This is a genomic window from Bacillus sp. FSL M7-0558, assembly GCF_038003245.1.
Taxonomy (GTDB): Bacteria; Bacillota; Bacilli; order Bacillales; family Bacillaceae; genus Bacillus; species Bacillus pumilus.
On the sequence record NZ_JBBOOU010000001.1, the window covers coordinates 2,808,500 to 2,829,841 of the forward strand.

Here is a 21,342-nt window from a genome sequence, read left to right on the forward strand (position 1 = left end):
TGTTCACCCCCTTTCAAAAAAGCGCACCCGCTTCTGTTTATTTCGTCAGCTGGTCCGGCTCTGGTTGAGGCTTTTCTTCAGCTGATTTCATGCGGCTTTCTAAAGGGCGGTGATACAGTTCCTCAGGCCATTCCTCTAGCGTTTTTCCGAGGATTCTTCCTGCTAAATCGCGCAAATCGTTAGGTGACACTGCCCCCGCCTGAATAAATGGTGTCAGTACTTTGGCAATCTCTAATGGATCTCTAAAATCAGGACCATTTAATAGAAAACGGACATGCCAAATTTCAAGATCCGGCAGGAAAAGAGTATTGAGTTTTCCTGTGATGAGATGCCGTTCCGGCTGAAATACTTGCTCTTCAGTTGTTTTACGCGCTGTATCTGCTGTCGCTTTGTTATAGTCTTGAGACTCACCTGTGTAAATTGGTGGAAGGCGAAACGCAGAGCGGATTTTGTTTCTTGTTTTTTCATCGTATTCTAAAAAGAGCGCATCTTCTTGCAGGATCTCGGCTAGAGATTTGAAGTTTACTTTGACATTTGAGACATCTTCTTCTCCCGTTAACCCTTTTTCTGTCGGCAGACCTTCAACTTCAAGCAATAGAAATTTATGTGCATGATCAGATCCTTCAATATCGTCCATATAATCTTGAAGCTGCTGATAAGAGGATTCTGACAGCATCCCATTTTCGACAATGATGGCACCTGGTACATGCCGCCCTTGTTTAAAATAAAGATAGTTCAGCTCCTCTGCCTTGCGTGCTCCGTACATATTGACGATGTTGCCAATCCAGCGGGGAATCCCATACGTTCCGCTGCCAATTTTAAAATGAATTACTTCTGTTGCGCGAAGCGGCTCTGGTGTGGTGTCATCGTACTTGCCTGTTTCACAGTGCAAAATGCGCGGATCACCATACTCCTTGAAGAAGACTTTCTTTTCGTTGATCACCTGCACATATTTGCGGAATCGTTTCTTTCGATTCATTGTTCTTAATTCGCCATTTTCTGTGTAACTGAATTCAACGTCGACTGGCTCACTAAGCTTGCAAATGCGGATATGGAGCGCATCTAAATACTCGATTCCGGCCGGCTTTCCTTGTCCATCTCTCAGCACCTCTAAAAAGCCATTACCCGTTTTCTCTCGGTCTTCGAGGACATAGCCAAGAATCACATCAGCGGACTCATCATAGTTCATGTACTTCGTAAACTCTTCAAGTCTTGTCCATTCCTTTTCTGCGGCTTTCTTTTTTGCCGGTTTTACACCTTCTGCATTAAAGTCAAAGGCATATTCCACCCCAAACCCAAAACCCAAAATATTCGTTTTGTACGCATCAATACATTGCTGAAGAATGGTTGAATATTCTGCCATGCTTTTTAATTCATTGATGTTGTAAGGCGGGGGAACAATGTCATCTTTTTCATAGGAAAATTCATCTGCATACATTTGTTTTGTATGATCAGACATGTTTGCCTTCATAATCGTTGCTTTCAATTGTTTCATTGTATGGACCTCCTCTCTCTGTTTGGACGGACACGCTCTGAGGCGGTCTGTTTCAAATCCGTCACTTCATAATCATCCAGCGCATACCAGATCGCTGATAATGTGTGCGGATCGATTTGAAATGCATCTTCCTCTAAACGTCCATCCTTATCTGCCTTATAGGTCAGTGATTGAAGTTCATAGATTGTGTATGGACAAGCATCAGAGCAAATGATTTTTTTAAACCGTTTGATCTTTTTCGTATACTGCAAACGAGAGCCTTGGAACTTATGTGCTGCCACCATTTGAAATCCACGCTGCCGAAAATAATGAATGGTTTTAGGCTCGGCTGCATCGGCTTTGATGAGTTCCTTTGATTCAATGAACTCTTTTAGGTCAACAGCTGTTTCATCATCTGTTTTCCCGCGGTCGTAATATTCCCAGTAAATATATAAGTACTTTTTTTCATGGTCGACGGCTAATCGAATGAGCGCATTGTATGATTCAACAAATCCAAAATCCATGCCTGCTCGTTTTAGCGGCCGGTCCATCTGCTGAATGGCTTCTAATACATCAGAATGGCTTCTCACCTCAAATTGAGGAAAAACCTTTGTGCCGTTGATGCCGAAATAGCCCTTCCTCGCAATTCGATAGAGGTCTGGGTCGTATTCTTTCAGCTCATCCAGCTGCTCCACATAGCTTTTAGGGAGAAATAGGTTATCTTCCGCTGTGGAGTGATGATAGTACGTATCCTTGATCACAACGGTGCGTTTTTTGTATAAGGTTTCGTCATCTAGGACAAATCGCTTCAAATGTTCATCTCGAAAGAAATGTCTGTACGTCCAATTATCTTGACCAACAGGATTGGTCGATAACATCATATAAAGCGGTAAGGACGGGTGCCTCAGCCTTCCAAGCAGCTCTTTAAAGCCTTCATAAGAAACCTCTGAACACTCCTCAATCCAAATCATCGAGATGTTGTTAATCGATTTCAATTTCTCAGGCTTGTCCAGCCCTTTGAATAAGATGCTGCTGCCATTTCGAAACGTCAAGGCAAGCGGCGAACTGCGGCACTTCACCACATGATCGATGCCAAGATCGCTTACGATCTCTTGTAAGAGAGAAAATGTTGATTCGCGGTGCGTATCATATACTTCTCGAATGACAAGTGCTGTCCGTTTTTCTTCCAGCAGCTTTAAAATGAGTTTTAACGCAATGTGATAGCTTTTCGAGGAGCCGTAGCCGCCTACTAAAAATTGAAACTTTTGATTCCAATCGAATAGAAAGTGTTCAAAGTGAGGATTGACTTCTTTTTCAATCAATGGCGTCATGAGTTATCCTCTTTTCGCTTGATCATGATGTGAAGATCTTCCTCTTTTTCTTCGCGCACTGCTTTTTTTGTTTTTTCGATGTTCAGTTCAATTTGCTTTAGCCTTAATCTTCGTTCATCCTTCGCATGTGCAAGCTCTTCAAACTGTTTAATGAGACGCCTGAGCTCTCCCATTGCACGGGATTGGGCATTTAAAAAGGTGGCATGCCGATCCCATGAAAATTGAAACGAATATTCTTCTGTGCTGATTTCTTGTTCTGGCTGAATGCCTTCTACTGTTTCTTCTAATGAAGAAGGCATGTATGCTGCCTTTTTCAGCTCTTTGATCATGTCATCTTGATCTGACACATACATGATTCGCTGCGCCCGAATAATGGCAGCATATTGAATTTGAATTTGATCCCAGATTAAATCAAGCGATGTACGCCCGCCCATTTTCTCCATGATTTCAATTGTTTCATCTGAAAGAAACTGATTGAAGATCGAGTGTGCCTGCTTTGACGAACCTTTTTGCCTTTGCCATCCGTATCGTCTTTTCCAAGATTTCACGGTATGGATCGAGACATTGTAATGATCAGCAATTTGCTGGTACGTCATCCCTTTCATATAATCTTGCTTGGCTTCTATCCGTTTATCTTTCATTTACATTCACCTGCCGCCTCCTTTTAATTCGAACGATTTCCTGTGAAGGAATCATTTGTGTAGGGCTAGCAAACATCCGTTTGGTCTTTCTAACTATAGGTGGCAACTGTAAGACAAGTGTTGCTCCATTTATTTTGTAAAAGAAAAAACGCCTATTCAGCTACTTCGAATAGGCGTTCTTGTACTTTTTTGGCCATCTTTGTCCGAGCTCTCTCCATATGTTTTTGGACAGTTCCTTTCTTCACATCCAGCATGATCGCAATCTCGCTAAACGATAATCCTTGCGTTGTGTGCATGAAAAATACGTCCTTTTCTCGGTCCGTTAAAACGGACAAGGCTTCATCAATTCGTTTCTTGTCCCGCTCACTGAATTCTTTTTCATTTTCTTGGATGATTGTATATTCATGTGATAAAGCCTCTAACACTTCTGGATTTGCTAGAATGGTGCGCTGATAGACTGAACGTCTGTCTAATCCTCTGCGTGCGCCTGGCTCTCTTCCAATTTGAAGCCACTCTACTACGTATTCGAGATCGCTCACCATACTGGCGATCATTTTTTTATCATGCTTGTCTTGAACGGACAGCTGATGTTCGTCTTTTTCTTTAAATGGTTCATATTGTTTTCTAGCATCCTTTAATGCTCGTTTGTATTCAATGAGTAAATCTTGCATATTGGCTCTCTCCCTTTTTTAAGAAAATAAAAAACGGACACCAATCAGTCCCCTTTTCATAGGGTCTTGATCAGTGTCCGCAGGCTTTCCGTCTTGGACGTATGATGTTGTGTGATCTGTTCAGTGATCTAGCTGATTTTAAAACCAATCTCGTGATCTACTCTTGCAAAATGACCTTTTGCCGTTTGGATAATGGTTTTTCCATGTTCAGGTACATCTATCTGATAAGCTGTTCCTACATTCCCATCTAACACGATGACTTGAATTTTTCCTGTTTCCATCTCACCGACAAATGTCTGGTTTTCTTGAATGAATAATTGTTTTGGCTCGTTCATATGCTTGTCTCCTTAATTGGTGAGGACTTCGTGCCATCACCTATCGTATTTAAAATGATTTCAATTCTTGGACGCATACTATAAAACTGGGAAACTCTTAAATCAACGATCTGTAGAGAGGCCCTATCCGCAATAGAATGAAGTGCTTCTTGAATATGGTGCAGCCGCGGCTGAAAGATGCTGACGTTCACTGGGCGTATCAAACCTTTCTCTGCGTATGTACGCTTGATTTGACAATCAGCTATGTCAAGCGGCATGTCGTCAAATAAACGAATCTCGAGTGATAGTGCGTCTTTTATTTTCTGCGGGCATTGCGCTTTTGCAGCTGCTCGTATTCTTTTTATCAATGTATCTTTTGTGAACAATAACTCTGTCTCAATGATGAAATGGATGACCATGTTATGATCTCCCGTCATCCTTTTCCCACTGACGAATGTTTTGTTCGTTTTTACTCGCTTTGAGCAAGCATTTGAGGATTGTCAGGATTTTCTTCCATCGTTTCATGTCGTCTTGATCCCTCCTTTTTTGCTTCAGCGACCTTTTCCGCCAAGAGGGTCATGTATGTTTGCTTGTCTTCTGATGTGGAAAAAACAAACACCGGTTTCTGGTGATGAAAGGTCATCCAGCCGCCAGCTTGGACTAAACAGAGCTGCGCTTCCTTTCTGGCATCAAACGTCATCTGATGTTTCATCTTCTTCAAATCCCTCCAGACTCTCTTCAATCTCAACTTGATACCCATAACGTGTCATGTCATATGACCAATAGCTTTTTGGATATCCAAAGTCATTCATCTGCGCTACCATTGGATGTTCAATATTCATTTTGTTCGTCTCCCCTTTTCAAAGAAGTGCTCTTCCTTTAAAGAATTACTCATTTCGTGTAACTTTTGGTCAAAAAAAGCTCTTGAACACCCCTATTCAGCAAATCTGCAATATGCTTTGCTATTTCTAAGCTGGGCTTCGTTCTGCCCATTTCTATATTTGCATAGCCGCTCGTATACTTATACCCTAACTTTTTCGCCATATAGGTTTGTGTTTTTCCTTGTAAAATGCGTTCTTCTCGTAAATTTTCAAGTTTCATCTTTTCACCTCTTACTCAATATGTGTAAGTTATATTCATTATGATAATATACACAAAACGAGTAAGTCAATCATTTTTTATTCTTTTTGTGTAATTATTTATCTTTTCCGTGTAATTCATGATAAAATTTACTCATAACATGAAAAAAGGTGTTTCCAATGGATAATTTGACTGGGAAGATTTTAACTGAATTAAGAGAGAAGCATGGATGGAGCAAGTCAACGGTTGCTAAAAAACTCGGATTAAAGGCGATGTCCACTTATGCAAATTGGGAATATGGCTTGAGAAAGCCCGACGGTGAAATGATTGTGAAAATCGCCGAGTTATACGGAGTTTCAACGGACTATCTTCTCACAGGTAAGGACAAAGGCGGAACTGGTGGCGACCTTGCAGACGATCCTGATTTGCAAATTGCGTTTAAGGCTGCCTCCGATTTTTCCGAAGAAGCACGAAGACAAACCATCGATTTTATTCACTACATTAAAGAAAAAGAGAAGCAAAAAGGCCGTCAGCCAAAACAGCGAGACGACGATTGAGCATCTCTTTTCATAAAGCTTTACATTGCTGGGATACGCCCAGCTTTTTTTTATGCCTCTTTTTCCCCTAAAAAAGAGAAGGCTCATGAATAATATGTGACAATTTTCACCATAAATACTCTTTTTTCCACATATTTTAATTGACATATAATACTATTATTATTAATATATGTATATGCCAAAAAAAGGAGTGTTACCGATGAAAAAATTAATGAAAGCTTGTACATTGTCTTTAGCTGCTTTAGGTGCTCTTACGTTCTTCCAAACTGAAGGTGCACATGCAGCTGCACAGCCAAAAGAACCAGTTATAGCAAAAGCTCCTATTATGAATAAAGTGATTACAGTGAACCGTACGCTTACTGTAGGTTCTTCAATCGCCGTCTCTCTTCCAGCAAGTCAAATTTCTGTGTCAGGCGCAACATATGCCATTCAATTAGATCAAACAGCTCCGAACTTCACTTGGATTCGTGCCGTACAACGTGGTTCTGTCACAGTTTCTTACTATAATTCACTAGGCGAGCTTGTGATTAACTATATTACTGTTCGATAAGCTATAAGGCTTTACATATAAAAAGGCGATGACTTCATGATCATCGCCTTTTTGTGTGTCTTCAAGTATTTTTGTAGACTTCATTTATCCAATGCTTGCCAACGACTATCCATTATGTTAACTTTTAATAAAAATAAGTTAACATAATGAGAGGAGCTTATGATGGGAAAACACATATCTTTGTCTTGGGAAGCGATAGCAGAAAAAGCGCTGAAAAATGAACGGATCACTCTTCAAGAAGGTCTAGATCTTCTTGAAGCTGACGATAGAGAATTATTATCTATCATGCATGCAGCCTATCAAGTACGATTTCATTTTTTTCAAAATAAGGTGAAATTAAATATGATTTTTAACGCAAAAAGCGGTTATTGTCCTGAAAACTGTGGTTATTGTTCACAGTCGATCATTTCTAAAGCATCGGTTGAACGATATACAATGCTTGATCAAAAAACGATTGTGGCTGGCGCGCGTGAGGCGCTCAAGAGAAAAGCGGGGACTTATTGTATTGTCGCGAGCGGCAGAGCACCTTCTCACAGAGAATTAGATGAGGTGACCGCAGCAGTAAAAGAGATCACTGAGACCATGCCTTTGAAGGTGTGTGCATGTCTTGGGTTATTAAATGAAGAAAAAGCAAAGCGGCTGAAGGAAGCAGGGGTTCATCGGTACAATCACAATATCAATACACATCAAGATCATCATGCTCACATTACGACAACTCATACATATCATGACCGTTTGTCGACCCTTGAGGAGGTCAAACAGTCAGGCATGTCTCCTTGCTCAGGGGTTATCATTGGAATGGGTGAAACCAACCAGCAAATTGTTGAAATGGCTTTTGCGCTCAGAGCCATTGATGCGGATTCCATTCCAGTCAACTTTCTTCATGCAATCGAAGGAACACCACTTGAGCATCAAGAACGAACACATCCGATCAAAGCATTGAAAATGCTGGCACTCATGAGGTTTGTCAATCCAACCAAGGAAATTCGAGTATCTGGAGGCAGAGAGTTCAATTTACGGACGCTTCAGCCGCTCGCCCTTTATGCCGCAAATTCCATTTTCGTAGGCGATTATTTAACAACAAAAGGTCAGCAGGTTCAAACGGATCATCACATCATTGAAGATTTAGGTTTTGACATAGAAGAATGTGCGTTATAAAAAAAGTCTGCCGGTGAATCGGCAGACTTTTAACTATAAGATTAGAATCTTTTATGGAAGTCGACAGTGCCGCTTCCTTCCTCACGGTCAAAGCTGCCAACAAATGTCCAGTTAATATAGCCGCCGTCACCATTATTGACGAACGTCCCATCTTCAAATACCCAAATACCAAACGTAATACCATCATATTCAACACTATCATAGTAAACCACATTGTTCAGTCCGCTAAAGTCATGGTCTTGGCTTAAGTTTTGGACAACGACGTTATAGTTTTGACCTGCTTCATAGAAGGCGCTGTACGCCGCATTTTTAACGAATCCATCACGATTTTGAGATGATTTTACTGCTTGTTCAATTTTATCGGCAATGGCTACTGGATCAATCGAGACACTTCCATCAACACCTGTTGTCGTTGCAGCTTCAGCCGTTTGACCAAAAGTCGTAAGAGATAGAGGGGCAGCAACCATTGACATAGCGATCACAGAACTAACAAAGAATTTGCTTGTTTTTCTCATTATTTCTAACTCCTCCTTTAATTGGTATGTTTATGTACTACCCCTTCTCCTGTCTCTTAAACACTAATTTATGAAAAAACTTCTTTTTCTACCAAATAAGAGGGTGATTTTACTGTTTAAAATAGTTGAAACAACAAAAAACTACTCTTTAATAAGAGTAGTTTTCAGCATTACATGAATAGGATAAATAAAATCACACCTAGGATTATTCGATATATTGCAAAAGGCACCAGTTTGATTTTATTGATCAGTTTTAGGAAGAATCGAACAACGAAGAGAGCCACAACAAATGCACTCACAAAGCCGACGATAAAGAATGGCAGCATGTCTGTTGTTAAATATTCGGCATTTTTCACCAGTGTTAACAAGCTTGCCCCCGCCATAATCGGCATCGCCATGATAAATGTAAAGTCAGCTGCCGCACGGTGATTCAAACCAAGAATAACCCCGCCTGCGATCGTCGAACCTGAGCGAGAGAAGCCTGGCCATAATGCCAAACATTGAAACAGTCCGATATAAAGCGCCTGTTTATACGTCATGTTATCGACAGAGCTTGTTTCTGTTTTACGTTTATTGATCCAGTCAGCGACAAGCATCAGCACTGCGCCTAAAATCAAACCGACAGCAACTGTTCTCACGTCAAACAAGTATTTATCAATATAATCTTCAAATAAGAATCCTAAAATGACGGCTGGGACGAGTCCTACTGCAATTTGAGCAATGGTCAGTTTATGCCCGCTGCGCTTTTGTTCTTCAGTGATATTTTTCTTTAAGCCTAACAAGTTCAAAATTCGATCCTTGAACACAATCATGACAGCTAAAATAGAGCCTAACTGAATCACGACTTTAAATGTGTTTGCCGCCTCTGGCGTAATGATTTCCTTTGATTTTAACCATAGATCATCGACAATGATCATGTGACCTGTAGACGAGACAGGTGCATACTCTGTTAATCCTTCGACAATTCCTAAAACCAGTGCCACGAATAAATCCCATAGATTCATGATTTTCTTTCCTTTCAATTCTGATCTTTTGAACAGGCAACCATCTATGTCCACATAAAGACAAGCTTCCTATTTCGAAAGCTCGTCTTTATGATACTATATTTTTTTCAAAAAAAGATTATGACATCAAACCTTTTCTTCTTTATACAAATTGGATCGCATTTTAAACCAATCAAATAAGTGAGTCGTGATGACTTTCAGCACGGCGTACGTCGGAATAGCGACAATGATGCCGACCACACTGAACAGTTTACCGGCTGTTAAAAGAACAAAAATGATGGTGATTGGATGGATGTGAAGATTTTTCCCCATGACCTGTGGAGAAATGAATTTCCCTTCAATCAGCTGGACAACCGTCCAAACAATGATCAATTTTAACAGCATAATTGGTGACGTGACAAGGGCAATCACAATCGCTGGTGTAATGGCAATCGTTGGCCCAAGGTAAGGCACGATACTTGTACAAGCAGCAATGATGGCCAGCAGTAAGGCATAGTCTAACCCGATAATCATGTATCCAATTAAGAGAAGAAAACCGATACAGAAGCTGACAATGATCTGGCCGAGAATATAAGAGCTCAGGCGATGGTTCATTTCGTGAAGCACGATATGTGTATGTTCTCTAAACTTATTCGGAATAAATTTCAGGAAATAGTCAGGCAATTTTTTGCCGTCTTTTAATAAATAAAACAGAATGAACGGAACGGTCACGATTGAAATGATGACTTCAGTAAGCGCCCCTAGGAATGTCCCCACTCCGGTAAAGGTACTTTCCAAAATTTTCGTCGCTTGACTTGACGCTTTGCTCACCAATTCAGAAACGTTAAAATTCATCGCTTTTTGCGCTTGATTAATGAAGTTGCTTCCCGTTAGTTGTCTAATCTGATCTTCTACCGTATCAACATATTTCGGAAGGTTATGAAACAGACTCATCATTTGCGCTTGTAAAAACGGAATAATAGACACAATCGTCACTGTAATAATGCCAATAATGACAATATATAAAAGCAAAATCGAAAAGATCCGTTTGACTCTAAACTTCTCTAACAAATTGACAATTGGATTTAATAAATAATACACGACCCCCGTTAAAATAATCGGTAAGGCGATGGTTTTGACGAGTACAATGAGCGGTGTGAAAATAAAGGATGTTTTCATGAAAACAAGGATATTCAATCCAATTAATAGCAGGACGAGTAAAAAGAGAACAAACTTGTTATCAAGAAAAAATTTTCTAAATCGACTGCTCCACATTTGCATAGAATTCATATCGTTCCTCCAAACTCGGGCTATTTTATGAATAAATTGTACACTACCTGATCATGATATGGTGGTCATTGTTTCAGCTTTTTTTCCCATTTCGCAATGGACATCACCCATACAATCAGAATGGGCTGTCCTATCAGTCTTATCCATAGCAAAGACTGCTCTGTGCTTTCTTGACCTGGAAATGGAATTCCCTCTCGTGCAGCAAATAAGTTTGCAGGGAAAATGAGGACAAGATAGACAGCAATGATTTTTGCTGCTGCGATCCTGACATTTGGCAAAAGCAGCAAGACAGCAAGCAGCCATTCTAGGCATGCCGTCGCATAGACCATACCATATGGAAATGGCCAGCCTGGCATCATACGGGCAAAGCCACTCGGCTCTATCACATGAAAAATACCGGCTGCTATGAATAAAAGCGCAAAGACGTATGTACTTCCTATATGCAGGACGCGCTTCATGGTCGTTTCCTCCTCTCCCTTCTATCAGAGTATTACCCGAATGAAGGAAGAAACTACCCACTTCTCGTACATTTATATCCTTTATGTAAGACGCATCAGCCTATATAAAGGTTTCATCCGCTTTTCAATAAAAAGAATGTTCTTTCTTACAAACGCTTTCAAAGGATGTATAATCAGAGAAAGTAGAAGGAGGGAACGACATGATTCGATTTGCTGTCATCGGAACGAACTGGATTACAGATCGATTCTTACAGGCCGGTGAAGGAGTAGCTGATTTTACATGTACAGCCGTCTATTCACGGTCCGCTGAAAAAGGCCAGGCATTTGCCGAAAAATACGGTATTGATACAGTTTTTACGAACTTACATCAAATGGCGGAAAGTGATGCGTTTGATGCCGTGTATATTGCGAGTCCAAATGCCCTTCATAAAGAGCAGGCCATGTTGATGATGGAGCACCAAAAGCACGTATTATGCGAAAAACCATTTGCCTCTCACCGAAAAGAAGTAGAAGAAATGATTGCTGCAGCGAAGAAACATCAAGTGTGTTTGATGGAAGCGATGAAAACGACATTTCTGCCCAACTTCCTTCAAATCAAACAGCATCTTGATCAGCTTGGACCCATTCGGCAAGTGGTCGCTCATTACTGTAAATATTCCTCAAGATACGATGCCTACCGAAATGGCGAAATTCCAAATGCTTTTAAGCCTGAATTATCCAATGGTTCTTTAATGGATATCGGTGTGTATCTCGTCTACCCGGCGCTCTATTTATTTGGTCTGCCGAATCAAATCACCGCGAGAGGCTATAAGCTTTCTTCTGGTGTAGATGGGAGCGGCTCTGTCCTTATGCAATATGACGGGCATCAAGCACTTCTTTTTCATTCTAAAATTTCAACGTCTCATTTATCTGCGGAAATTCAAGGAGAGGATGCGACGATGGTGATTGATCAATTCCACCGTCCTTCGCATATCACGATCCATGATCGGCAAGGACACCATACCGACATCTCTCTCGAAGATGATCAGCCAGCCATGTATTATGAAATCTGTCATTTTATTGAGTGTATTCAGCAAGGAATGAGGCAGTCTCCGGTCAATACATTTGCCTTATCTGTTCAAACCATGTCCGTCATGGACGAGGCGAGAAAACAAATGGGCGTGAGGTTTCCTGCCGATAGATAAAATGAATGGGCATGAAATGATAAACAAGGGGCGAACATGATGTGCAAGTTCGCCCTTTGTTTTTTTATTTTGGGTCCATTGTTTATGTTGCCGCTAATACATCCGCAAATGCTTTCACATAGGGAGGAAGATCCGGTGGACGTCTGCTCGAGACGAGATGACCATCTGTGACGACTGCTTCATCAAACCAGTCTGCTCCAGCATTTGTCATATCATCTTTAATACCAGGTGTACTTGTTACTTTTTTGCCTTGCAGGATGCCCGCTGAAATGAGCACCCAGCCAGCATGGCAAATTTGCCCGATTGGTTTCGCCTTTTCATCAAACGTACGGACAATGTCTAATACTTCTGGATAACGGCGCAGTTTATCTGGTGCCCATCCTCCAGGGACAAGCACAGCATCATATTCTTCCGCTTGAATGGAATAAAAATCTGCATCAGATACAGCCGGCACACCATACTTCCCAGTGTACTCATGATTTGCTTTTTCTCCTACAAGATGCACAGTTGCCCCTTCTTCTCGTAAACGCAGAACCGGATACCATAGCTCTAAATCTTCAAAATCATCACTGACAAACGCAATGACCTTCTTATTTGATAAACGCATAACATCTCTCCTATTCTTTCGATTTCCTCTATTGTACGAGATGACCGCTTAAAAAGAAAAGCGGTTCCCCTTGAGGAGAACCACTTGATCTTATTCGCTGATCTTGAATTTTTTAATTAAATCACGTAATTCTTCCGCCATTTGGGAAAGAGTCGTAGAGGAAGAACTAATCTCTTCCATAGAAGCAAGTTGCTCTTCAGCAGATGCAGCGATATCTTGGATACTTGCTGAACTCTCTCGTGATACATCTGCAATTTCATACACTGCTTTAGAAATTTGCTCAGATCCTTTTGAAAGCTCGCGTACTGTTGTATTCATTTCATTCATTCTTGTAGCGATTTCCGCTGTTTGCTGATTAATTTGTGAGAAGCTTTCTTTCGTTTGATCTGTAATGGAAAGACCATTCTTCACTTCTTCATTCACTGATTTAAACATATTTTGAGATGTTTCGATTTCAGATACAATTTCTTTCACAAGCTTTTCAATCTCTTTTGCTGAATCTGATGATTGAACTGCAAGTTTACGTACTTCCTCTGCGACAACAGAGAAGCCTCTGCCTGACTCACCTGCACGTGCTGCTTCAATAGCTGCATTGAGTGCAAGTAAATTCGTTTGATCGGCAATGCCGTTAATCACGCCCAGGATGTTTGTGATGTCTTTTGATTTATGCTCTAGCCCGTTGATCACCCCTTCAGCTTCTTTCACTGAATGGTCGATCGTCTTCATTTGGCCAACGGTTTGCTCCACAAGCTGCCCGCCTGATTCCGCGACTGTTCTTGATTGAATAGATGATGCTGCGATGACATCAGATGTTTCTGCGACCTCGTTCAGACCTTCATTCATTTGTTTTAAATGAGCCGCACTTTGCTCCACCATTTCGCTTTGATTTTCGTTGCCGTTTGAGAATGTTTCAATAGATGATGTAATATGTTCGGTTGCTTTTGTTGTTTGACCTGCGCTTGCTGTCAGTTCTTCAGATGAAGAAGCCACGTTTTCTACAGATGTTTGTACAGCTTGGATGACATCTCTTAATGATTCACTCATTTCATTAAAGCTTGTGCCTAGCTGTCCAATTTCATCTTTTGACCGGACATCAATTTTTTCTGTTAAATCTCCCTCACTGATTTTCTTTGAAGAAGAGACAAGTATAGATAGTGGTTTTGTAATGGAACGGATGATCAAGAAGATCAGAATCCCGCCAATGATGAGCGCGCCAGCTAAAATGATAGCGGCCATGTTAAAGACTGGCTGTGCAGCTTCTTCTACTTCTGTCACAAACATCGTACCGACAATTTTCCAGCCAGTCGCTTTGTTTGTGGTGAATTCCATTTGCTTTTCTTTTCCTTCAAACATATAACTCATAGAACCTTCATCTTGTGAATAAAGCTTTTCTAGCCATTCACCAGATAATTTTGTTCCCGCTTTTTTCGTAGGATGGGCAACAAAGGTACGATCCGGACTTCCGATAAAGGCATAACCCTGTTTCCCAATGTTTATGCTATTTGATTCTTTTACTAGATTCGCAATGTCTAGGTTCATTGCAATGACTCCTGATCCGTCTTCTAACTTTTTAGAGATGGTGACCACAAGCGTACCTGTGGAAGCTGTTGGATACGGTGCTGAAACAGACAGCTCTCCGTTTTTCTCCCAGCCGTCTTTATACCAATCCCGCTCCGTTGCGACATAGTCAGCAGGCATTTTTTTATTAGGATATCTTGAAAACACTTTGCCATCACTTGAAGCGACAAAAATGCCTTCTGTGTCATCATTCATACTCATGAACTGCTCAAACCGTCCTTGAATATCTGTCGTGCCTTTTTGCTTAAGCTTTTTCTCCGTGATCCATTTGCTAAAGAAATCGGCTGCGTCTGTTTTCACTTTCACAACCTTCGTAATATTTTTATCTAGCTGCTCGACGTTCTCCTTTGCACTTTGCATGATTTGATCATTCAAAGAAGTACTCGCCGTATGATATGAAGAGAATGCCAACACAATGATTGGGCATAAGAGAATAAATAAGAAAGAGAATACGAGCTTTTTTGAAATAGATGGCTTCCTGAAATACTGTATGAATTTCATAAAAAAGAAAACTCCTTTTAGTAAGATAGTATATATATCGGAAGTACTACTATGTTCTTTACTTTTTTAACTTATTAAAGTCTAAATAAGACCAAAATACCCAAATTATATGTATTGAATGGAAAAAACACCTGACGCCAAAACGTCAGGTGCTTCCCTATATTCTTATATTTTAAATTGTTTAATGAGCTCTCTTAGCTCTTCTGCCATCTGAGATAACGTAGCAGAGGAGGAACTGATCTCTTCCATCGATGCCAGCTGTTCTTCTGCGGATGCTGCGATATCTTGGAAGCCTGCGGAGCTTTCTCGTGAAAGCTCTTTAATTTGATTCACCGCATGTGAAATATCATTTGAGCCGTGCGAGAGTTCTTTAGCCGTTCCGTTCATTTGTTTCATTTGTTCTGTCATTTCTGATGTTTTATCGGAAATTTTCTCAAAGCTGATTTTCGTTTCATCTGTAATGTTTAATCCAGATTGTACTTCACCTGCTACTTGTTTAAACATGTTCTGTGATTTTTCAATTTCCTCTACAATCTCGTTCGTCAAGCTTTCAATTTCCTTTGAAGAGCTTCCGGATTGCTCTGCCAGCTTACGAACTTCTTCTGCAACAACAGAGAAGCCTCTGCCTGCTTCTCCTGCCCGAGCGGCTTCTATCGCAGCATTTAAAGCTAGGAGATTGGTCTGGTCGGCAATGCCGTTAATGACACCCAGAATGTTCGTAATATCTTTTGATTTCTGCTCTAAGCCTTGAATCACAAGCTCTGCTTCTTTTACTGCCTGCTCGATGGTTTGCATTTGCCCTGCTGTTTTTTGAACAAGCTCTCCACCAGCCTGAGCCGTTTTGCTTGAATCAATCGACGATTCCATCATATGAGAGGTCGTATCGACCATATGGGACAAGCTGCGATCCATTTCGTTCAACTGAATTGAGCTTTTTTCGATCATATCATTTTGATGTTCATTGCTGTTTGAGAACTGTTCAATAGATGATGTGATATGCTCAGTCGCTTGAGCGGTCTGTCCCGCACTTGCTGTTAATTCTTCAGAAGAGGCGGCCACATTTTCGATGGAATTTTGAACAGCTTGAATGACTTGTTTCAGCTTAGCTGACATCTCGTTAAAGCTCTGCGCAAGCTTGCCGATTTCATCGTGCGTACGAACTTCAATGTGCTGGGTCAGATCACCCTGACTGATTTTCTCAGCCGATTCAGAGAGCGCTATCAGTGGCTTTCGGATCGATTTAATAATAAAATAAATCGCGATTCCGCCTATGGCAATCGCAACTGCCAGTATGATCATTGTTAAGTCGAGCACTGGTTGTGCAGCTTCTTTGACTTCGTCCACATACATGGTTCCAGCAAGCTTCCAGCCTGTTGCTTCATTTGTGTCAAAGAACATTTGCTTCGGCTGTCCATTGTATTCATATTTGAAACTGCCTTGTTTTTTAGCGTACAATTTCGTGATGAAATCACCTGTCAATTTCGCCCCAGGCTTGTCTGTTTTATGGGCAATATAATGCTGATCTGAAGTCGCGACAAACGCATAGCCTTCTTTGCCTATTTTGATGCTGTTTGTATCTTTCACGATCGTGTTCAAGCGCACATTGATTCCAATCACACCAGAACCATCTGCTAGCTGTTCCGATATTCTGATGAGCAGGTCATCTGATGACTTGTCGGCAAAAGGATCTGAAATGATGAGTTTCTCATCTCTCATCGATTGTTGAAACCACGGTTCGTTTTTTGCACTCGCTTCACTACCTTTATGAATCTCGGAATATTCGGTTAGTTTACCATTTTGATCTGCAATGAATACTTCCACAACATCTTCGTCTGTTTCCGATAATTGCTTTAATTTCACCTTGAGTAAATCCTTATTTTTAGAAGTCAATTCACTCTTTTTCACCGATTTCGATAAATAAGAAACGATATCAATTTTAGGCTGTACATCTTTATTAATGAGTTCGTTTAATTGCTGAACACCATTTGCAGCACTAGACATAATCTCATTATTGAGAGACTTTGATGCCACTTCATAAGAAAATGCTGCCAATACGAGAATTGGCACTAGGAGAATCGCTAAGAATGCAGTAATTAATTTCTTGGACATTGTAAAATGCTTAAAAAAGTTGATTTTTTTCATGACTCTACTCCTTTTGAATTATAATTTGTGGTATTTCCCTTCTATTCTTAGGTAATATGAATTATTTTTCAAGGGGTAATGTTCGAAATCTAATTAAAATGAGTAAATTTACCTATTTCTTTTGATTTATTCGATTGAAAAAGAGCCCTTTAACTGAAGGGCTCTTTTCATTTTGTCTATTCGACTTTAAATTTGCTGATCAAATCACGCAATTCTTCTGCCATTGATGAAAGCGTAGCAGAGGAGGAGCTGATTTCTTCCATAGATGCGAGCTGTTCTTCCGCTGAAGCCGCAATGTCTTGAATGTTTGCGGAGCTTTCACGAGAGACGTCTGCAATCTCACGGACAGCCTCTGACACATGTGCAGAGCCATTTGAAAGCTGGATAACCGTTTGATTCATCGTTTGCAGCTGGTCAGAAATTTCTTTTGTCATTTCGAAAATATTGTGGAAGCTGACTCTTGTTTGTTCAGTGAAGCTTAGGCCTGATTGAACTTCTCGATTCACTGCAGTGAATACTTCCTGTGATACATCGATGTCTTGAACGATTTCTTTAATCAAATTCTCGATTTCTTTCGCCGAATTGGCTGATTGAACAGCCAGTTTTCTTACTTCTTCTGCTACAACGGAGAAGCCTCTGCCAGATTCCCCAGCTCTTGCTGCCTCAATTGCTGCATTTAGCGCAAGTAGATTCGTTTGGTCGGCGATACCATTGATGACACCTAGAATTTGTGTAATGTCTTTTGATTTACTTTCAAGAGCGCTGATGACATTCTCTGCTTTTTTCACGGACTGATCAATGACATTCATTTGAGAAGCGGTTTTTTCGACAAGCTGTCCGCCTTCCCCTGCGATATCTGTTGATTTGATCGATGAAGCAGTAATGGATTCAGCCGACTCATTCATGTGCTGAAGGCCACGGTTCATTTCATCTAACTCTTCTGAGCTGGATTCGACTTTGTCATTTTGACTTTCATTTCCATTGGAAAATTGTTCAATGGCTAGTGTAATATGCTCTGTTGCTTTACTTGTTTGCCCTGCGCTGGCGGTCAGTTCTTCTGATGAAGAAGCGACATTTTCGACTGAGGTTTGGACGGCACCAATGAGGGTTCTTAATGAGTCAATCATTGTATTAAAGCCTTTCCCAACTTGGCCAATTTCGTCATCTGATTGGATCTGAAGCTTATCGCGCAAATCACCTTCGCTGACTTTTTTCGAGAAGCGGGCAAGGTTGGATAATCTTTTAGATATAGAGCGGACGATAAAGAAGATGAGGGTACCTGCTACGATAAGTGTCACACTGAACACAATAAGGGCTGTATTGAAAACGGGCTTTGCTGCATCTTCTACTTCTGATACGAGCATCGTTCCACCGATTTTCCAGCCGGTTAATTCGTTGGTCACATACGCAACCTTTTTATCTATTCCTTTGAGTGTGTAGCTGCCGTTTCCTTCTTTGTTTTGATAAATAATATTTGCTAGATTCTCATTGACCTGACTTCCTGGCTTTTGGGTCGGATCTGCTAAAACTGTTTTATCTTTCTCCATGATGAAGGCATAGCCTTTTTGCCCAATTTTGATTTCTTTTAACTTTTGAATCAGGGTGTCAATTTCCATATCAAGTCCAATAACACCTGACCCATCTTTCATTTTTTGAGTAATCGTGATGACCATTTTGCCTGTGGAGGCTGCTACGTATGGTTTTGTGATGACTTGTTTACCGTTCTCTGCATTGAGCGCTTCTTGATACCATGGACGCTCTCTTGGATCGTAGCCATCAGGCATCTTTTGAACTGGATATTGCATAAACAATCCCTTTTCGGAGCCTGCATAGATAGCAGAAACATCTTTTTCATTAATTTTTCCAAATTGCTGCAATGCTTTGATGGTCGCATTTCTATTTTTTTCTTGAAGATTAGACGCTTTGAGTGAGTCTGTAAACAGAGCCACAGCGTCTGCTTTGTTTCCTATATTCTCATTGATTAAAGTATCAAATGCATTGACTTGACTCATCGCACTGCCCATAATCTGTTTGTCTAGCTCTGTCTTTGATGTAAAAAACGCACTAATTGTCAGTGCAGTGGTTGGCAGGATAAGGACTACCAAAAAGGCAATAATTAATTTTTTTGAAATGGATGGTTTTTTTAACCATTGAATCATTTTCCCCATTTTCTCTTTCCCCCTTTACTTCTCTAAAGTTATTATCGGATGAAAGGTTTATTTTTACAGGCTGAAAACGATGTTTAAAATATAAAAAAAATACCCAGACAATTCTGGGTATTTTTTTATCATTATTTAATCAATTTTAAATTGACTTGTGAGCTCTTTTAGTTCCTCTGCCATGTTAGAAAGTGTCACTGAAGAAGATGATATTTCTTCCATAGATGCCAGTTGCTCTTCAGCAGAAGCCGCAATGTCCTGAATGTTTGCAGCACTTTCTCTAGAGACTTGACGCATCTCCTGCATAGCTTGTGAAACTAGCTTCGAACCGCTCGATAGATCAATGGCTGTATCGTTTAATTGCGTCAGTTTTTTCGACATTCCTTCTGCCGCCTCATAAATGTTCTGGAAGCTTTCTTTTGCTTCTTCTGTCATACCAAGTCCTGCATGTACTTCTCGATTGACCGTTTTGAACATATCTTGAGATTTAGCAATTTCTAACACAATTTCTTGAATGAGCTTTTCTATTTCTTTCGCTGAGTCTGCCGATTGGACAGCTAATTTTCTCACTTCTTCTGCCACGACAGAGAAGCCGCGTCCTGATTCGCCTGCTCTTGCTGCTTCGATGGCTGCATTTAACGCAAGAAGATTCGTTTGATCTGCAATGCCGTTAATGACATTTAAAATGCTCGTAATATCTTTAGACTTATATTCTAATTGCTTCATGACTTGTTCTGCTTCTTGTACAGATGTATCAATATGTTTCATTTGGCTCGCTGTGCTTTCAACTATTCGGCCGCCTTGACCAGCTGCCTCTGTCGATTGAAGTGAGACAGTAGCCACTTCTGATGACGTTTGTGACATGCCTTGTAATCCTTCATTCATTGCCACAAGCTGATTCGTACTAGATTCGACTTTCTCGTTTTGTGCTTCATTTCCATTTGAAAATTGTTCAATCGACATCGTGATATGCTCAGTTGCTTGACTTGTTTGGCTGGCACTTGCCGTCAGCTCCTCGGAAGCGGAAGCCACATTGTCGACAGATTGCTGTACCGCTCGAATGACGTCACGAAGGGATTCACTCATTTTGCTAAAGCTTCTTGTGAGATCTCCAATTTCATCCTTCGATTTGGTTTCAAGGGTTTCGGTTAAATCACCATCACTCACCTTTTCTGAGAAATCAACAAGCTTTCGAAGTCCAATTGTGATGGAGCGAACGATAAAGAAGATCGCAATACCGCCAAGGATAAAGGAAGAAATTAAAAGAATAATGGCAGAATTCCAAACTGGCTGTGCTGCTTCTTCTGTTTCTGATACAAACATCGTTCCAGCAATTTTCCAACCTGTTAAATCATTTGTCACAAAAACGAGACGTTTTTGTTCTCCTTTATTCTCATAAGTTGATGTTCCTTCTTTTCCGCTGTAAAGGATAGATGAAATATTTTCAGTAACCTTAGATCCTGATTTTTCTTCTAGATGGGCCACAATTTGCTTGTTTTTATTCGCAATAATTGGGTATCCTTCTCGTCCAATTTTAATCTCTTTTATTTTATCGACAATGTCTTGTACATCAATGTCGATTCCGATCACTCCCGCCCCGTCCTTCAGGCGCTGGGCAATCGTGACAACCATGCCGTTTGTTGTGGCAGAAATGTATGGATTGGTGACAACTGGATTACCACTCTCATCCTGCATAGCTAGTTGATACCAATCGCGCGTTGTTGGATCATAGCCTTTTGGCATATCTACTTTAGGAAACTGAATGAAGTCACGCTTTTTACTTGCTGCATAAAACCCAACCACATCATCTTCATTGATTTTGCTGTATATCTCAAAATGCTCATACAGCTTGTCCTGGTTGTTCTTTTTAAAGTCTGCAGCAGTAGCTGTTTCAGTAAAGAGTTTTACTGCGTTTTCCTTATTCATCAGCTTTTGCTGGATCATGTCATTCAGTTCATTGACTCTTGCTTTTGCTCCGTACATGATTTCATGATCTAATTCTTCTTTGGCAATCTGATATGAAATCGTACTGAGTGTAATAATTGGCAAGACAAGGACGAGAGTGAATGAAATAATCAGTCTCTTAGAAATCGATGGTTTTTTCAACCATTTTATTGCATTTTTCATGTTTTTCCTCCTTTTAAACGAT

General features: G+C 40.6%; 22 protein-coding genes and 2 pseudogenes. 4 read left to right on the top strand and 20 right to left on the bottom strand.

Annotated features, from left to right (window positions below; genetic code table 11):
* Window positions 1-37: 37 nt before the first annotated feature.
* From MHB79_RS14320 to MHB79_RS14360, 9 genes are all read right to left on the bottom strand, one after another.
* Window positions 38-1,495 carry a phage portal protein gene (locus MHB79_RS14320; RefSeq protein WP_044140773.1) on the bottom strand — a complete coding sequence of 486 codons (1,458 nt, stop codon included), beginning with the start codon at window positions 1,493-1,495 and terminating at the stop codon, window positions 38-40.
* Window positions 1,492-2,805 (bottom strand): PBSX family phage terminase large subunit, encoded by a 1,314-nt coding sequence (locus tag MHB79_RS14325; protein ID WP_445661255.1) that lies wholly within the window; start codon window positions 2,803-2,805, stop codon window positions 1,492-1,494. Before MHB79_RS14325 ends, MHB79_RS14320 begins: the two co-directional genes overlap by 4 nt.
* Entirely contained in the window at window positions 2,802-3,446 is a 645-nt protein-coding gene (terS, locus tag MHB79_RS14330) for a phage terminase small subunit (protein WP_226803949.1), read from the bottom strand. Before terS ends, MHB79_RS14325 begins: the two co-directional genes overlap by 4 nt.
* A gap of 152 nt (window positions 3,447-3,598) precedes the next feature.
* Entirely contained in the window at window positions 3,599-4,117 is a 519-nt protein-coding gene (locus MHB79_RS14335) for a sigma-70 family RNA polymerase sigma factor (protein ID WP_226803951.1), read from the bottom strand.
* 128 nt (window positions 4,118-4,245) lie between these two features.
* Window positions 4,246-4,452: an XtrA/YqaO family protein gene (locus tag MHB79_RS14340; RefSeq protein WP_012011053.1), complete on the bottom strand. Its 207-nt coding sequence runs from the start codon at window positions 4,450-4,452 to the stop codon at window positions 4,246-4,248.
* Window positions 4,449-4,850 (bottom strand): holliday junction resolvase, encoded by a 402-nt coding sequence (locus tag MHB79_RS14345; RefSeq protein WP_106029240.1) that lies wholly within the window; start codon window positions 4,848-4,850, stop codon window positions 4,449-4,451. The genes MHB79_RS14340 and MHB79_RS14345 overlap by 4 nt, the downstream gene beginning before the upstream one ends.
* 50 nt (window positions 4,851-4,900) lie before the next feature.
* A complete protein-coding gene (locus MHB79_RS14350) occupies window positions 4,901-5,143 on the bottom strand; it encodes a hypothetical protein (RefSeq protein ID WP_310025092.1) in 243 nt (80 codons plus the stop codon).
* Window positions 5,121-5,273, bottom strand: a complete 153-nt coding sequence (locus MHB79_RS14355) for a hypothetical protein (RefSeq protein ID WP_170965973.1) — start codon at window positions 5,271-5,273, stop codon at window positions 5,121-5,123. The genes MHB79_RS14350 and MHB79_RS14355 overlap by 23 nt, the downstream gene beginning before the upstream one ends.
* Before the next feature lie 49 nt (window positions 5,274-5,322).
* Window positions 5,323-5,532: a helix-turn-helix transcriptional regulator gene (locus tag MHB79_RS14360; protein ID WP_340990033.1), complete on the bottom strand. Its 210-nt coding sequence runs from the start codon at window positions 5,530-5,532 to the stop codon at window positions 5,323-5,325.
* Between the two features lie 158 nt (window positions 5,533-5,690).
* On the opposite strand from MHB79_RS14360, the gene MHB79_RS14365 reads away from it, so the two are divergent.
* The 3 genes from MHB79_RS14365 (at window position 5,691) to bioB (ending at window position 7,776) form a co-directional block, all read left to right on the top strand.
* Window positions 5,691-6,068 (top strand): helix-turn-helix domain-containing protein, encoded by a 378-nt coding sequence (locus MHB79_RS14365; RefSeq protein ID WP_340990035.1) that lies wholly within the window; start codon window positions 5,691-5,693, stop codon window positions 6,066-6,068.
* Between the two features lie 199 nt (window positions 6,069-6,267).
* The gene (locus tag MHB79_RS14370; RefSeq protein ID WP_003213146.1) at window positions 6,268-6,618 is read left to right on the top strand and encodes a hypothetical protein; all 351 of its coding nucleotides are present in this window, start codon (window positions 6,268-6,270) and stop codon (window positions 6,616-6,618) included.
* Window positions 6,619-6,780: 162 nt separating this feature from the next.
* Window positions 6,781-7,776 carry a biotin synthase BioB gene (gene bioB, locus MHB79_RS14375; RefSeq protein WP_340990037.1) on the top strand — a complete coding sequence of 332 codons (996 nt, stop codon included), beginning with the start codon at window positions 6,781-6,783 and terminating at the stop codon, window positions 7,774-7,776.
* Window positions 7,777-7,817: 41 nt separating this feature from the next.
* Here the strand turns inward: bioB and MHB79_RS14380 are convergent, their stop codons facing one another.
* From MHB79_RS14380 to MHB79_RS14395, 4 genes are all read right to left on the bottom strand, one after another.
* A complete protein-coding gene (locus MHB79_RS14380; protein WP_340990039.1) occupies window positions 7,818-8,291 on the bottom strand; it encodes a stress protein in 474 nt (157 codons plus the stop codon).
* 170 nt (window positions 8,292-8,461) lie between these two features.
* On the bottom strand, window positions 8,462-9,295 hold the full coding sequence (locus tag MHB79_RS14385; RefSeq protein ID WP_050944681.1) for an undecaprenyl-diphosphate phosphatase: 834 nt from the start codon (window positions 9,293-9,295) through the stop codon (window positions 8,462-8,464).
* Window positions 9,296-9,421: 126 nt separating this feature from the next.
* Window positions 9,422-10,564, bottom strand: coding sequence for an AI-2E family transporter (locus tag MHB79_RS14390; protein ID WP_050944018.1), 1,143 nt, complete (start codon window positions 10,562-10,564; stop codon window positions 9,422-9,424).
* A 65-nt stretch (window positions 10,565-10,629) separates the two neighbouring features.
* A complete protein-coding gene (locus tag MHB79_RS14395; protein WP_050944019.1) occupies window positions 10,630-11,022 on the bottom strand; it encodes a DoxX family protein in 393 nt (130 codons plus the stop codon).
* 200 nt (window positions 11,023-11,222) lie between these two features.
* On the opposite strand from MHB79_RS14395, the gene MHB79_RS14400 reads away from it, so the two are divergent.
* Window positions 11,223-12,206 (top strand): Gfo/Idh/MocA family protein, encoded by a 984-nt coding sequence (locus MHB79_RS14400; protein WP_003213546.1) that lies wholly within the window; start codon window positions 11,223-11,225, stop codon window positions 12,204-12,206.
* Between the two features lie 82 nt (window positions 12,207-12,288).
* Here MHB79_RS14400 and MHB79_RS14405 read toward each other — a convergent pair whose 3' ends face one another.
* The 7 genes and pseudogenes from MHB79_RS14405 to MHB79_RS19065 form a co-directional block, all read right to left on the bottom strand.
* Window positions 12,289-12,813, bottom strand: a complete 525-nt coding sequence (locus MHB79_RS14405) for a type 1 glutamine amidotransferase domain-containing protein (protein WP_340990042.1) — start codon at window positions 12,811-12,813, stop codon at window positions 12,289-12,291.
* 90 nt (window positions 12,814-12,903) lie between these two features.
* Entirely contained in the window at window positions 12,904-14,892 is a 1,989-nt protein-coding gene (gene tlpB, locus MHB79_RS14410; RefSeq protein ID WP_339160415.1) for a methyl-accepting chemotaxis protein TlpB, read from the bottom strand.
* A gap of 165 nt (window positions 14,893-15,057) precedes the next feature.
* Window positions 15,058-17,034 carry a methyl-accepting chemotaxis protein gene (locus MHB79_RS14415; protein ID WP_340990044.1) on the bottom strand — a complete coding sequence of 659 codons (1,977 nt, stop codon included), beginning with the start codon at window positions 17,032-17,034 and terminating at the stop codon, window positions 15,058-15,060.
* Between the two features lie 176 nt (window positions 17,035-17,210).
* Window positions 17,211-18,161 carry a methyl-accepting chemotaxis protein gene (locus tag MHB79_RS19050; protein WP_436232234.1) on the bottom strand — a complete coding sequence of 317 codons (951 nt, stop codon included), beginning with the start codon at window positions 18,159-18,161 and terminating at the stop codon, window positions 17,211-17,213.
* Window positions 18,156-19,202 (bottom strand): annotated as a pseudogene (locus MHB79_RS19055) (cache domain-containing protein); the annotation flags it as partial. The gene MHB79_RS19050 and the pseudogene MHB79_RS19055, both read right to left, overlap by 6 nt.
* 126 nt (window positions 19,203-19,328) lie before the next feature.
* Window positions 19,329-20,279, bottom strand: a complete 951-nt coding sequence (locus MHB79_RS19060; protein WP_372706104.1) for a methyl-accepting chemotaxis protein — start codon at window positions 20,277-20,279, stop codon at window positions 19,329-19,331.
* Window positions 20,271-21,320: pseudogene (locus MHB79_RS19065) on the bottom strand (cache domain-containing protein); the annotation flags it as partial. The pseudogene MHB79_RS19065 and the gene MHB79_RS19060, both read right to left, overlap by 9 nt.
* Window positions 21,321-21,342: the final 22 nt, after the last annotated feature.